The following is a 13733-nucleotide window of genomic DNA, read 5'->3' as shown; positions in this document are numbered from 1 at the left end:
CGATGGCCCGCACCCCCAAAGCCGCCAACGGCAAGCCCTCCAAACAGGTCGACGCGCTCAAACACGCCGAGGCGACGCGCAAGAATATTCCGACCGCCGAGATGGAGAGCTTTTTTCGGCGGGACGACGACGCGGCGCCGATGGCGCCGAAGCATTATCCGCGCGCGCGGCCTCTCGCTGAGGGGGAGACGCGCACGGCCGAGGAGCCGCGCCAGCCCGAACTCATCTGGAACGGCGCGAAGATCGCCATCACCGATGCGCAGAAGAAAGAGCTGGCCGAGACCGGCACGCTCACACTGTCCGACGCGCAGCTTGTCTGGCGCGGCAAGGATAAGCAGGACTGGTCCGATCTTATCGTCAATGTGCCGCCGCTCTATATTCAGGAGAAGATTCACCCCAAAGCCATCATCGACGACTTAAAGCGCCGCACCGCCGCAAAGCGCGAGGCGGAAACCGACGCGCCGGATCTCTTCGCCGATTTCAACGGCGTCACGCCGGAGCAGCGGGCGGAGTTTTATCAGCACGACCAGCATTGGTCGAACCGCATGATCTTGGGCGACAGCCTGCAAGTGATGGCGAGCCTCGCCGAGCGCGAGTCTTTGCGCGGCAAGGTGCAATGTATTTATTTCGATCCGCCCTACGGCATCAAGTTCAATTCCAACTGGCAGGTCTCGACGCAGTCGCGCGATGTGAAGGACGGCAAGCAGACGGATATTTCCCGCGAGCCCGAACAGGTGAAAGCCTTTCGCGACACATGGAAGGACGGGATTCACTCCTACCTTGCCTATCTGCGCGACCGGCTGACCGTGATGCGGGATTTGCTGACGGAGAGCGGATCGGTCTTCGTGCAGATCGGCGATGAAAATGCGCATCGCGTAAGGGCAGTGATGGATGAGGTGTTTGGGGAGGGGAATTTTGTAAGTCAAATTAATTTTGTAACGACGACGAGTCAAACTTCAAGATATCTGCCGCCCATTTCAGACATCGTGTTATGGTACTCGAAACACCGCGATAATTTAAAATATCGACAGATATTGAATTCAAAGGACTACGAATCGCAGGCGTCGTCTGCATTTGCATTGTTTGAAAACGACCTGGTCGTCGATAGGAAGAGAACAAATCGGCCTGGAGAGAAGCTTCTTGTATACGACAATTTAACTTCACGATCGGGCGGAGAGTCTTCGACAAAGCCCATTGTGGCGTTTGGACGAGAGTTCCGACCGAAAACGGGCGGTTGGAAGACGAGCATAGCTGGCGTGGAACGACTAGCGCGCGCAGGGCGTATTGGACTCCGAGGTTCAGGAGTTTTCTACGTAAGGTATTTTGACGATTTCCCGGTCGTGCCGATGAATAATTATTGGCGCGATACACAATCGGGTGGGATGGGCGCTGAAACAAGGCAGTACGTCGTCCAAACCAACGAGTTGATAATCCAACGCTGCATCCTGATGGCCACCGACCCCGGCGACCTCGTGCTCGACCCCACGTGCGGCTCGGGCACGACGGCCTTTGTCGCCGAGCAATGGGGGCGGCGGTGGATCACCATGGACACCAGCCGCGTCGCGCTGGCGCTCGCCCGCACAAGGCTGATGGCGGCGCGCTATCCCTGGTATCTGCTCGCCGACAGCCGCGAGGGCCGCGCCAAAGAGGCGGAGCTGACCCGCCGCGCGCCGGCAGACACGCCGGTTCATGACGACCTCCGCCAGGGCTTCGTCTATGAGCGCGTGCCGCATATCACGCTCAAATCCATCGCCAATAATCCGCTGATCGACGACATCTGGGACAAATGGCAGGCGGTTCTCGAACCGCTGCGCGCCGAGCTGAACCGCGCGCTCAGCCGAAATAAGCCATGGGAAGAATGGGAAATCCCGCGCGAGCCCGGCGACCCATGGGACGCCGAGGCCGCAAAGCTGCACGCCAAATTGCGCGAGGCGATCGACGCCGGCAAGAAGACCGAGCCGCTACTGTCGAAACTCAATGCAAGGCTCGGCCGCGAATACACGCTCGCGCGCCTGCCGGAAAAACCCTTCGAGCCCTGGACAAACGCCGAGGCGATCCGGCTGCATGGCGCGTGGTGGGAGGCGCGCATCGCCCGCCAGAAGGAAATCGACGCCTCCATCGCCGCCAGAGCCGATGTCGAATATCTCTACGACAAGCCCTATGCCGACGCCTCGCGCGTGCGCGTCGCCGGGCCGTTCACGGTCGAAAGCCTGTCGCCGCATCGCGTGCTGCCGGCGAGCGAGGAAGAACTCATCGACGAGTTAGAGGCCGCCGAGGGCCGGCGTTCGCCTTCGGACGCCGATCTCGCGAGCCAGGATTTCGCAAGCATCGTCATCGACTATCTCAAAGCCGAGGGCGTCAAGCAGCAGGCCAGGGGCGACCGCATCACATTCGAGAGGGGCCTCACGCCCTGGCCCGGCAATTTCGTCGGCGCCAGCGGCGTGTTCATCGAGGGCGAGAACGGCCCCAAGCGCCGCGCCGCCATTCTGATCGGCCCGGAATATGGCACGGTCGGCCGGCAGGACATTGTCGCCGCCGCACGCGAGGCGGTCGACGCGCGCTTCGACGTGCTGATCGCCTGCGCCTTCAATTTCGACGCCCATTCGTCGGAACTGGCGAGTCTCGGCAGCCTGAAAATTTTAAAGGCGCGCATCAATCCCGACATGCATATGTCGCAGGAGCTGAAGAACACCGGACGCGGCAATATGTTCGTCGTGTTCGGCGAACCCGATGTCGAAATCCTCGACGACGGCGGGCCGGACATTCGCGTGAAGGTGAATGGCGTCGATGTGTTCGATCCCAACACCGGCGACATTCGCTCAAACGACACGGCGGGGATCGCCGCCTGGTTCATCGACACCGACTACAACGAAGAAAGCTTCTTCGTCCGCCACGCCTATTTCCTCGGCGCGAATGACCCCTACGAGAGCCTGCGGACGGCGCTGCAGGCGGACATTGACGAAGAGGCGTGGGCGACGCTTTATTCAGACACGTCGCGTCCGTTTGCGCGGCCGGAGGGCGGGCGCATTGCGGTGAAGGTCATCAATCACTTCGGGGACGAGGTGATGAAGGTGTTTCGGGTGTGAAAAATGAAACCGCTGATATCCAAGCCGGCGAACAAAATGCAACAGGTCTTCAATGAGTTGTGTGAGAAAGGCGGAGGCGCTGGGGGTGGGCCTGCACGCCCGAAGGTGCTTGAATTGCTGTTCAGCGGCGGACAATCGCTCAACAAACTAGCTTACGAGGAAACGGCCAACCATTTTGCGGAATTGGCAGGTGCAAATCCGTGGCATATTTGCTTTGCGATTGCACTAAGTTGGGGGCACCTCGCCAAGCTTGAGCTCGATTTTACAATCGCGACCGTTAAGACCCTTGAGACGTGGCAGTCTAGCGACCTTAGAGCAGCTTGTTCGTTTCATTTAGAACGTGGCCCCGCACCTATCGAGCAGTCACTTACCGGCGCGCGAATCCTTTTTGAGAAGGTGACGCTTCCAGAGCAGCTCCCGGCAAGCCTGGAGGGTCTTGGGCGTGCGCAGGAACGATGGCTGTCACCTGTGCTCAATCCCAAGACGAGACCTCCATACATAGGTGCATGGAACTCGACAGCCATGTTCATGGTAGCGTTATTCGCACAACCCTCTTTGGCGGCTACCCATAAGAAAGGGTCACCCGCGCTGCCTCCGGGTGGACCTATTCGCATGGGTTTGCATTACTTACACCAAGCGAAAGTTATTAGCGCCGGTCCGTCAGGTAGTGAACTCGATGACGGGTCGTTTGAGCCGGGCGTCATTTACGCTGATAACGGCCTCTTTCATGAGCTTTGTGCCCAACGTCCAGACTGGAGTTTGATTGATGTTCATAGCGGATTATACATGTTGGGAACTAGAGATCGTCGTTCGGCTGAGTGGGACATGTGACTTAACGGGAACGGATATTTGAACTTCCTGATCGCCGACACCTTCACCGCGTCTTTCAACCGCCTGTCCGGCTTGGACCAGAAAGCGGTTAAGGCCAGCGTGTTCGATCTTCAGATGGACCCGACCGGCAACGGGCTCCAGCTGCATCGCATCGACAAGAGCAAGGACCAAAACTTCTGGTCGGCGCGCGTCAATCGCGACATTCGCCTGATCATTCACAAGACCAGCGACAGTCTGCTCGTCGCCTATGTCGGCCATCACGACGACGCTTACGCCTGGGCGGAGCGTCGGCGGATCGAGGCGCATCCGCGAACCGGCGCCGTCCAGATCGTCGAGGTGCGCGAGCGTGTCGAGGAAGTCGCCCCCCCGGCGACGTTTGACTTCGTGTTTCCAGAACCCGCCAAGTGCAAGGAGAAAGAGACGGCGGCGCCCGCGCTGTTTTCCGCGCTCGACGATGATGCGCTGCTCGCCATCGGCGTGCCCGCCGACTGGCTGTCCGATGTGCACGCGGCAACCGAAGACCGCTTCTTCGCGCTGACCGCTCATCTGCCGGCCGAAGCCTCCGAAGCTCTGCTGGAATATGCCGCAACCGGCAGACTCGCAGCGCCCGCTCCGCAGCCGGCGGTCACTGATCCCTTCGCGCATCCCGATGCGTTGCGGCGGATCAAGCTCATCTCGGACCAAACGGAGTTGGAACAGGCGCTCGCTTTTCCGTGGGAGAAATGGGGCGTCTTCTTGCATCCCTCTCAACGGGCTCTGGTCGAGCGATCCTTTTCGGGCCCCGCTCGCGTGGCCGGCTCGGCGGGCACCGGCAAGACCATCGTCGCGATCCATCGCGCCGTCGCGCTCGCCCGCGCGAACCCAGATGCGCGCGTGCTGCTGGCCAGCTTCTCCGAGCCGTTGGCGGCGGAGCTGGCGAAGAAGGTGCTGGTGCTGGCGCCGGAAACGGGCGGCGTCGTCGCCCGCATCACGACGGCGTCGTTTCAGAGCGTCGCCGAGCAGATGTTCCAGCTTGAGCATGGCCTGCGTCCGCGCATCGCCAGCGACGCCGTGCTGCGCGAGCGTTTGCGCGCGGCGGCGGCTACCGAGAACCTTAAAGGCTTTTCCGAGCGCTTCCTGTTGTCGGAATGGACCAATGTCATCGACGCCTGGGGCCTCGCGTCGCTCGAAGCTTATTCGACCGTCCAGCGGATGGGACGCAAGAGCCGCCTCGGCCCCAATCAACGCGCGAAATTATGGCCGGTATTCCAGTCTGTGCGCAATGCGCTGACGGCGGAGCGCTACACGACATGGGCGAACGTTTTCACCGGGCTGGCGGAGGCCTTGGCGCAGCGCTCCCGCAAGCCCTTCGACCATGTCGTCCTCGACGAGGCGCAGGATCTCGCTCCAGCCGAGCTGCGGTTTTTTGCGGCTCTCGCGCCGCCGCAGGCGGATGGCCTGTTCCTGTCCGGCGATGTGGGTCAGCGCATCTTCCAGCACCCCTTTTCCTGGGCCGGCCTCGGCGTCGATGTGCGCGGCCGTTCGCACACGCTCAAAGTCTGCTACCGCACCTCGCAGCAAATCCGCCGCGCCGCCGATAAATTGTTGCCGACGGTCCTGCGCGACGCCGATGGCCTGGAGGACGAGCGACGCGGGATTATCTCAGTCTTCGACGGCCCCGCTCCGGAAATGAGATCGCTCGCAACCATCGCCGCCGAAGCTGACGCGGTCCGCCACGCCGTCGAGAGCTGGGTCAGCGACGGGATCGCGCCGCGCGAAATCGGCGTCTTCGTCCGGACGCCGCACCTCGTCGCGCGCGCCCGGGCCGCGATCACCGCGTGTGCCGGCGCCGATGAGATCACGACCGCTCCCATGAGCCTCGCCAAAGGCCTGGAATTTCGCGCGGTCGTCGTGATGGCCTGTGATGAAGGGGTCCTTCCGCTCGATGCGCGCATCGCCGACGCCGCGGACGAGGCGGAGCTGGACGACATTTACGAAACGGAGCGCCGATTGCTCTACGTCGCCTGCACGCGGGCGCGCGAGCATCTGCTTCTGACGGGCGTAACGCCGACATCGGAATATCTCACTGATTTTACATCCGATCTATGCTGAGATTATCGGCGCGCGGGAACATGCCGCCGCCGCCCGCCCTTTGAGCGTCCCGCTCCGGTTTGCCTCTGCGCCGCCAGTGCGCGTATGGGTTGATATCGCGCAGTTTTCGCTGACCGAGGGCAGCGCATTTTAGAACGGAAGATCGGGATGTTCGAAGTTGTTTCGCGCCTGGGGACGGTTATTCGAGACAGTGTTCTGTGGTTGGCCTCCCTTCTGAAATTTGACGCGGCGCCCGGTCTTGCGACGCTGTTTCTGCTTGTGGCGCTCGTTGCGGCTATCATTTTCTACTACCGCGAGGTCATTTCCCGCCGGAACGCCGCCGCATGGCTGCGACGGCTTGTCGAGGAAGCCGAAGATGAAATCGCACTCGGCGGATCGATCTCCGACATCGATTACAGGATTCAGGCAGAAACGAAAGGCGAAGCGCGCCGCCATGTCGCGGTCGCTTGGCGCGAATATCGGGAGACATTGGTTCCTCATTACGAAGACGACACCGTTGTGCTTAGAAATTCCGTGCGGCCGTCCATATTTTTCAATCCGGACGAATTGCATTTTGGCGCTGGAGGCTGGCGGACAGGACCCGGGCTGTTTGTCAGCGTAGGGCTTCTCCTGACATTTCTCGGACTCATCGCTGCATTGTCGTCGATGGATTTGAATGGCGGCGAGAATATCCAGAAATCTCTCAAAGAGCTGCTGACGATCGCTTCGGCCAAATTCATCATGTCGCTTACGGGGCTTTTCTGTTCGATCATCTTCACGGTCGTCCTGCGACGCGGCATGTCGACTGTCGACAAGGCGCTGCACGAGCTTTGCGTCTCGATTGAAAAACGGCTGAAATTCATCAGCCTCGAATATCTCGCCGCCGAACAGTTGAAGGCCACGCGCGATCAGGTCGCCGATTTCCGGCAAATCGGGACTGAACTGGTGGCCGAACTCGGCCGACCGCTGCGAGAGGAGCTGCCGGCGGCGGTCTCGCATGCGATCAGCGAGGCGATGAAACCGCTGATACAGCAAGCGACGCAGGCCAACGCCGACGGAATGGGCGAGATGGTGAAAGATCTGTCGACCCGGTTTTCCGAAGACGTCGGCAAGGCACTGGCCGAAGCGAGCGCGAGCCTTGTGATCGCCGGGGATCGGATCGCAGCCCAGTCAGACCGCATGGATCAGAGTTCTGGCCGCGTCGGCGCGGAACTCGACGGGGCGGTCAATCGGTTGACGCAGACGCTGGACGAACTGCGGAATATGATGGGCGCATCGGTCCAATCGACTGCGAGCGCCTTCACACAAGGCGCGGAACAATTGCTCGCGGTCATGAACCAAACGCTCGAAGGCATTCGCGACAATACCGCAGAGGGTTCGAGCGCGCTCAGCGCCGCAGCCGGCGACATGCGCGAGGCGGCGCAACGCTTCCGCGCTGAAATCGAAGACGCCGCCGCCCAGGGGCGCACCGCCGCTCAGCAGAATATCGTCAGCGAAGGCGACGCCGCCGCGAAGGCAATCCAGATTGCCGGCGCCGGGGTCGTCGGCGCCGTCGAACTGTTCACGCAGAAGGCGGCGCAGGAGCTTTTCGCGCCGATGGAGCAGATCAGCGGTCAAATTGGCGCGCTGGCGGACTCGCTTTCGCAGGGAACGGCTGAAATGCGGCGCCTTTCCGACGGCGTCCGCGCCGGAGCGCAGGCGAGCGAGCAGGCGGCCGGCAGCTTCAGGGCCGCGTCGCAGGATCTGACAGCCGCCGTGACGCCGATCCGATCAGCGAACGAGCGGATCGAGACGGCAATTTCGCAATTACAGAGCAGCACGTCGACTGCGGCCGACACGGTTGCGCGCTCGTCCCGGGAAACCGCCAGAAGCGCCGCAGAGACATTGGCCGCGGCGCAGCAGACCATGGGCGGCCACGCCAAATTGATCGAAAGCTCGCTCAGCCAGCTCGGCGTCGCGCTGGACCGCATGAAGGGCCAGGGCGATCGGCTGGACGACATGGACGAGAAGCTGGACAAGGCCTTTGACGAATACACGCGCCGGGTCGCGACGGCGGTCGAAAGCCTGTTCGGCCATGTGCGGGACATGCAGAACGAATTGGCTCCGGCGCTGGACACTTTGCGGGCGATTGTCGAACAGGCTGAACAATTCACGCCGCAAAGCAGGAGGCCCAATTGAAAGGCGTCCGGCGGCGCCAGCATGAGGATGAAGAGGAATCCGCTTTCGTGTCCATGACGGACATGACCGTGAGCTTCCTCTTCATTGTCATGATTCTTCTTGCCTTCTTCGCATCGCAACTGAAGCCGGACAGCGTCCCGCGGGCAGATTACAATCGTGTCGTCAGCGAACGCGACACCTTGAGGGTGGAAGTTAAAGTCCTCAAAGAGAAGCTGAAACAGCTCGAGGAAAATCCGGTGGAGATTTATCTTGGAGCCGTCGCACAAGAGCGCAAACGCATCCTACAGGATTTGCAATCGAAATTGCGCGCCGACTTTCCCGATCTTCAGGTCGTGATCAGCGAGGAAATGGACGCCCTGCGGTTCAAGGGGGATGGCCTGTTTCTGACCGGATCGAGCGAATTGCGGGCCGAAAAACGCCGCATCGTCGAAAGCATCGCTACGCGTCTGGGGCAAGTGTTGCCCTGCTATACGCTCGGACGGCTATCGTCATGGAACAATGGCTGCAACGCGGCAGGCGCCGCCATCGAAGCCGTGCAGATCGAGGGGCACACGGATTCCGATGGTCAGGACAACAGCAATCTCACATTGTCGACGAATCGCGCCAATGAAACCTTCTTTGCGATGCTGAAACGCGAAGCAAGCCTCGTCGAGCATCGCAACAATCGTGGGCAGCCCGTATTGTCGGTGGCCGGGTATGGCAAGATGCGTCCGGTCGCCGACAATCGCACCGCGGACGGAAAGGCGACGAACCGCCGCATCGATCTGCGCATCATCATGTATACGCCTCGCTCACTCGAGGAAATCCAAAAGGTCCAGGAGGATCTACGCAAGGGCGTCCTATCGGGAAGCGTGCGATGAAACTTGAAAATTTGTCAGAGTTCACTGCGCCCGCGCGGCCCGCGCTGGACATTCTCGTGCGCGCGAAAAACAGGATTCTGGATCGCTGGCCGGACGTTGTGTCCATTCCGCAGGAAAAGGATCGCGAACGCCTTGTGCAGGAGGTGGATCGTCGCAGGAAGGATGACCAATGGGACGACACGCCCATGTCGCTCGTCGCCTCCGCCGCGGTGGCTCTCTTTGACGAAAAGCGACAGGAACGGCGCGAGCTCTCCGAACTGCGCGAATTCTACTACGCCGAAAGCGCCATCTCGACGCAGCGCGTCTTCATCGATTCGATGCTCTCGGTCTACGTCGGATCCTATCGACCCGGCGCCGATCATACGAAGCGCCTTGCCGCGGCGCTGGCGCCGTCTCTTGCGCACGCCGGCGCACGCGCGAGGCGACTCATCGAAAATATTCCCGACATCCTCGATCCGCTTCGGGCGCCGCAGGCAATCGCAGCGAAGATGACGCAGATGGCGGATTGCTGGATGGGACTAAAAGAGCTGGGTCTGCGCAGCCCCCACGCGCCGGGCGTCATGGACCACGCGCATCTGGCCTTTGTTGAATCGATGCGACCGGCGCTGAAAACGAGGGCTGGCCTTGAGCGACTTCTCGACTGGCTGAAACCATCGGGACAGGCGCCGAGAACATCCGGCGCGGCAGAAGCGATCACCGCCGCCATCGACCCATGGCTGACGCGCGATCCGCCCGAAAACGAAATCTCGTTCATCACGGAACGATTGCAGAGTCTTTACGGCGATCCGCGCGTTACGGGAGGCGGCGCATGGGCCGGCGTGCCATCCGAGCATCTCGCCGTATTGATGAGATGGCTGACCGGAGAAAACATCCGGTTTTTTCTCGACGTGGTGTCAGAGGTCGAAGCGAGCCATATGTGGGCGCCGCGTCGTAATTTCTGGCTCTCCCTGCACGAAGCAAAACGAATCGACGCAGCATGGGTTGCGTTCAGCGGCAAGGGAGCCGCGCTTGCGACAAGCCGTCTGCGCGCAGGTGGCGCGAGAACCACTTTAGCGTTCGGCCGGCAAATCGCGGGCGGAAATCGCGCGGACACATCGCTTCTGATCCTCAAAATCGGAAAGAGGATCATTGTCGAGGGATCGCACAACTACAAGGTTCATATATTCAACGATGGCAACGCGCTCGCCCCAAAACTCTATCAGCAGCGCTATGATTGCGATGACATCCGGCAGCGTAGCAATGCCGAGAAACCTCATCTCGGGGACTGGCAAGGCTGGGTGTTGAACGAACTCAGGAAGCCGTGATGTTCGACCTTCAGTTTGATCCCGCTGGTATTCGCCTCACCCTCAAGCAGGCGCGGGACGGACTGCTCGGCCGGCTGCTGTCGCGCGACAAAAAGCGCGATCTGACGCGCTTGCCGCCCAGCGATTACGATCTTCTCCTCGCGCTCGGCGATCTCCGGGCGCTGGCCGGCGACAAACACGATGAGCTGGAGATCGGCGCAGATCATATCTCGCTGTCCCATCGCCTCGCCGCCTCGCTTTCCGGCGATTCGGCGCAATTCCTCGGGCTCCCTCCGATCGTCGATCTGACATTGAAGACGGACGCCGCCGGGCTCGTCGGTTCTCCAAATTTCCGACTCGAGGTCGAGTGGTCGAAGAATGGTCAGCGGCAGACGCCGCGGCGCACGGGCGCGATCCTCGAGACCTCAAACGGTCCGCGGCGTCTGCCGCAGTGGCTGCTTGAGGCGCTGGATGTCGCCGATTCCTTTCGGCCGGGCGGCGATATCGTAGATCACTGGGGCGCGTTGGCCCGTTTTCGTCAGGCGCTGGATCCGGGCGTGCGCGTCGGCGACGCCACGCGCGAAGCCAGGGTTTCGATGACGGATTTCCTTTCCGGGCTTCAGGTGCGCATGGCGGACCGCCTGTCGATTGCGGCGAACAGCGATAACGATGATTTTGAAGTGATGCCGTTTTCGAGCCGCCGGATTGACGAGGTGGCGGACAACGGCGTCATCTCGGAACGCGACAGCGAGCTTTCCGGAACGGATCTCTCCGTCTTCCAGCGCCGGGTGCGGGAGCGGGGCGCGCTGCCCGCCTATCGCCTGGGCGCTGGCAGCTTTCTTGTCGTCGATCGCTCGGCGCTGCCGGCGCTTGAGGTGATGGCCGGGGTGCAACGCGCTCCGAAAGCCGAGCGCGAGGCCTTCATCCGGAACCCTCGCCCTCGCATTACCGAAGCGATCGAAGCGGCGCTGCGCAAGGACGGCGAGCTTGACGATCTCAGTCCCGAGGGCGAGGAGGAGGCGCTTGAAGCTGCCGCCGGGCCCGTCTTTGTGGAAACCCGGGAATTCTCCGATCGGGTGACCGGCGTCGCGATCCATCAGAAAACGAATATCGTCGGCTACGGGACCGGCGGAACGACATGGCTGCCGGAGGACTTCGCTGAAAAGATCGCAGAGACGCTGAGCCGGCTGTCGACGGGGCGGCTGGAAGATGTGCGCGCCGATGTCAGCAGCGCGATCGAATCTGGGCAAGAGTCGGTCCTGGTCGACGACATCGCACTGCCCGCGCGGCCCGCGATGCTGTCCACGATCGACGCGCACCTCCAGGCCCGCAGGGACCCGGAGGCCTCTCCGTCGCAGGAACGGTCAGCGTCCGAAGGGCCAGTTGTGCTTGTCGGCAAGGAAAACTTCGAGCAGCTCGCATGGTTCTCGAAGCTCGAACCGCGCGCCGCGCTCCTTCCCTCGACGCCGCCCGTCGCCATTCGCACCCCGTTGAAGCCTCATCAGATCGAGAGCTTCGAATGGCAGGTCGAGGCCTGGCGCGCCGGACTTCCGGGCGTTCTCAACGCCGACGAACAGGGCCTCGGCAAAACGCTCCAGACGATCGCGTTTCTCGTCTGGCTAAAAGCCCATATGGCGCAACCCGGAGCGACACAGCGCGGACCTGTCCTCATCGTGGCGCCGACGTCGCTGCTGGAAAACTGGGAGCAGGAAGTGGCGCGTCATGTCGAGGAGCCGGGTCTCGGGCATCTCGTGCGTCTCTATGGCGGCGCCGTCTCCAGCCGAAAAATCTCGGGCGCAGCCGGCCGCGACATCGACAGCGGCGAGACGAAGCTCGATTTCGCCTTCCTGACCGAGGCGATCGCGGAGGGCCGCGCCCATCGCTACTGGATTCTCACGACCTACACGACGCTCACCAATTATCAGCATTCGCTTGGCCGCATTCCCTTCGCGGCGCTGGTGTTCGACGAAATTCAGACGCTGAAAAATCCAACCAGCCTGCGTTCGAAGGCGGCGCTGTACATGAAGGCGGATTTTCGCATCGGCCTGACTGGCACGCCGATCGAGAACAGCGTCCTCGATTTTTGGGCGGTCATGGAACAGCTTGCTTCGGGCGCGCTGGGATCGCTCGCGGAATTTAGGAGCCGCTACGGCGCGCTCGACATCGACAATATGCGGGAGCTGCACGCACGCGTCTTCAAGCCGGGTGGCGCGCGCCCCGCCCTCGGCATTCGGCGCATAAAGGATGTCGTTGCGCGCGATCTGCCCAAAAAGACTCGTCGCCTCCACCCCCGCCTCATGCCGCAGGATCAGGCGATCGCCTATGACGATGCCCGGCTGAAGCTCGCACAGGGCGGCGCCGGCGCGGCGCTGAAGGCGTTGCACCATATCCGAACGGTATCCGTGCATCCGGGCTTGCGCATGAAAGCCGGCGCCGCCGACTTCATCGCCGCTTCGGCGCGACTTGCGGCGACTTTCGAAATCCTTCACGCCATCGCGACGAAGAAGGAGCGCGCGCTCGTCTTCATCGAACATCGCGAAATGCAATATCGTTTCATCGAATTGGCGCGCGCCGAATTCGGTCTGAACCGAATCGATCTAATAAATGGCGACACGCCGATCCGACAGCGACAAGCGATCGTCAACCGTTTCCAAGAGCATCTGGAAAGCGATCGGGGCTTCGACCTCCTCATTCTCGGCCCCAAGGCCGCCGGAGTCGGGCTCACCCTGACGGCGGCGACGCATGTGATCCATCTGTCGCGCTGGTGGAATCCTGCCGTGGAAGAGCAGTGCAACGACCGCGTGCATCGCCTTGGGCAAACCCGCCCGGTCTCCGTGCATCTACCGATGGCGATACATCCCCGCTATCGAGAAAACAGCTTCGATTGCCTTCTCCAGAGCCTCATGCAGCGCAAGCGCAAATTGGCGAGTTCTGCGCTCTGGCCCATGGGCGACACGGACGCGGATGTCGGCGAGCTCCAGAAAATGCTGCAAGGCGAGGGTGCCGAAACTGTCGGGGACCCCGTGTCCTCCGCGCTTGCTGTTCTTTTCCGCCGCGACGAGATGCCCCCGCCCATCAAAGACGCAGATGGCTCCGTGCCATTGCCGGCCGGGTGACACATGTGAATCGGCATCGAGATTTGGCTCTGATGCAATCTTGGTTTCACGCCTCGACTTTGAACCATCATCACAAGCCCGATTATCGTTCTGCGTGGGGTCCCAACGCCGATCGGCACCGCAAGTAGCTGAAACTACGCCCTCCAATAGGGTCATTCTCCGCAGCCGATTCACAGTCAGCTCATAGCGGGCCATGGCGAAGCTTGCCGAGAAACCTAGGTTCAAGGCGAATCTGCAAATCTCCAAGCAAAGAGGCTGTCGATTTCCGTCGAGATTTGACCCAGGATTTCCATTGAGAAGTGACCCGGG

General features: G+C 61.5%; 8 protein-coding genes. 7 read left to right on the top strand and 1 reads right to left on the bottom strand.

The annotated features are described in order from the left end of the window. Window positions 1-2: 2 nt before the first annotated feature. From KP010_RS09465 to KP010_RS09440, 6 genes are all read left to right on the top strand, one after another. Window positions 3-3086 carry a site-specific DNA-methyltransferase gene (locus KP010_RS09465; protein ID WP_216280784.1) on the top strand — a complete coding sequence of 1028 codons (3084 nt, stop codon included), beginning with the start codon at window positions 3-5 and terminating at the stop codon, window positions 3084-3086. A 3-nt stretch (window positions 3087-3089) separates the two neighbouring features. Beyond that, on the top strand, window positions 3090-3917 hold the full coding sequence (locus KP010_RS09460) for a hypothetical protein (RefSeq protein ID WP_216280783.1): 828 nt from the start codon (window positions 3090-3092) through the stop codon (window positions 3915-3917). Window positions 3918-3935: 18 nt separating this feature from the next. Then, complete coding sequence (locus KP010_RS09455) at window positions 3936-6008, top strand: UvrD-helicase domain-containing protein (RefSeq protein WP_216280782.1); 2073 nt, start codon at window positions 3936-3938, stop codon at window positions 6006-6008. 147 nt (window positions 6009-6155) lie between these two features. After that, window positions 6156-8165 carry a hypothetical protein gene (locus KP010_RS09450; protein WP_216280781.1) on the top strand — a complete coding sequence of 670 codons (2010 nt, stop codon included), beginning with the start codon at window positions 6156-6158 and terminating at the stop codon, window positions 8163-8165. Beyond that, window positions 8162-9025 carry an OmpA family protein gene (locus KP010_RS09445; RefSeq protein ID WP_216280780.1) on the top strand — a complete coding sequence of 288 codons (864 nt, stop codon included), beginning with the start codon at window positions 8162-8164 and terminating at the stop codon, window positions 9023-9025. Before KP010_RS09450 ends, KP010_RS09445 begins: the two co-directional genes overlap by 4 nt. Beyond that, window positions 9022-10329 (top strand): EH signature domain-containing protein, encoded by a 1308-nt coding sequence (locus KP010_RS09440; RefSeq protein WP_216280779.1) that lies wholly within the window; start codon window positions 9022-9024, stop codon window positions 10327-10329. Before KP010_RS09445 ends, KP010_RS09440 begins: the two co-directional genes overlap by 4 nt. On the opposite strand, the gene KP010_RS22750 is transcribed toward KP010_RS09440, so the two are convergent. Then, a complete protein-coding gene (locus tag KP010_RS22750; RefSeq protein ID WP_253203598.1) occupies window positions 10278-10586 on the bottom strand; it encodes a hypothetical protein in 309 nt (102 codons plus the stop codon). The two genes, KP010_RS09440 and KP010_RS22750, sit on opposite strands and share 52 nt — an antisense overlap. A 279-nt stretch (window positions 10587-10865) precedes the next feature. Here KP010_RS22750 and KP010_RS09435 point away from each other — a divergent pair, with 279 nt between their 5' ends. Then, the gene (locus tag KP010_RS09435) at window positions 10866-13424 is read left to right on the top strand and encodes a DEAD/DEAH box helicase (protein WP_371824203.1); all 2559 of its coding nucleotides are present in this window, start codon (window positions 10866-10868) and stop codon (window positions 13422-13424) included. The last annotated feature ends 309 nt before the right edge of the window (window positions 13425-13733 follow it).

The organism is Methylosinus sp. KRF6 (assembly GCF_018887255.1).
GTDB classification, from domain to species: domain Bacteria; phylum Pseudomonadota; class Alphaproteobacteria; order Rhizobiales; family Beijerinckiaceae; genus Methylosinus; species Methylosinus sporium.
The sequence above is the reverse complement of the archived record's forward strand: the minus strand, read 5'-3'. Positions and strand labels throughout refer to the sequence as shown.

What these genes read in the sequence shown, in the direction of transcription:
- KP010_RS09460 (WP_216280783.1), top strand. Translation starts at nt 3,090, where the DNA reads ATGAAACCGCTGATATCCAAGCCGGCGAACAAAATGCAACAGGTCTTC.
- KP010_RS09450 (WP_216280781.1), top strand. Translation starts at nt 6,156, where the DNA reads ATGTTCGAAGTTGTTTCGCGCCTGGGGACGGTTATTCGAGACAGTGTT.
- KP010_RS09440 (WP_216280779.1), top strand. Translation starts at nt 9,022, where the DNA reads ATGAAACTTGAAAATTTGTCAGAGTTCACTGCGCCCGCGCGGCCCGCG.
- KP010_RS09465 (WP_216280784.1), top strand. Translation starts at nt 3, where the DNA reads ATGGCCCGCACCCCCAAAGCCGCCAACGGCAAGCCCTCCAAACAGGTC.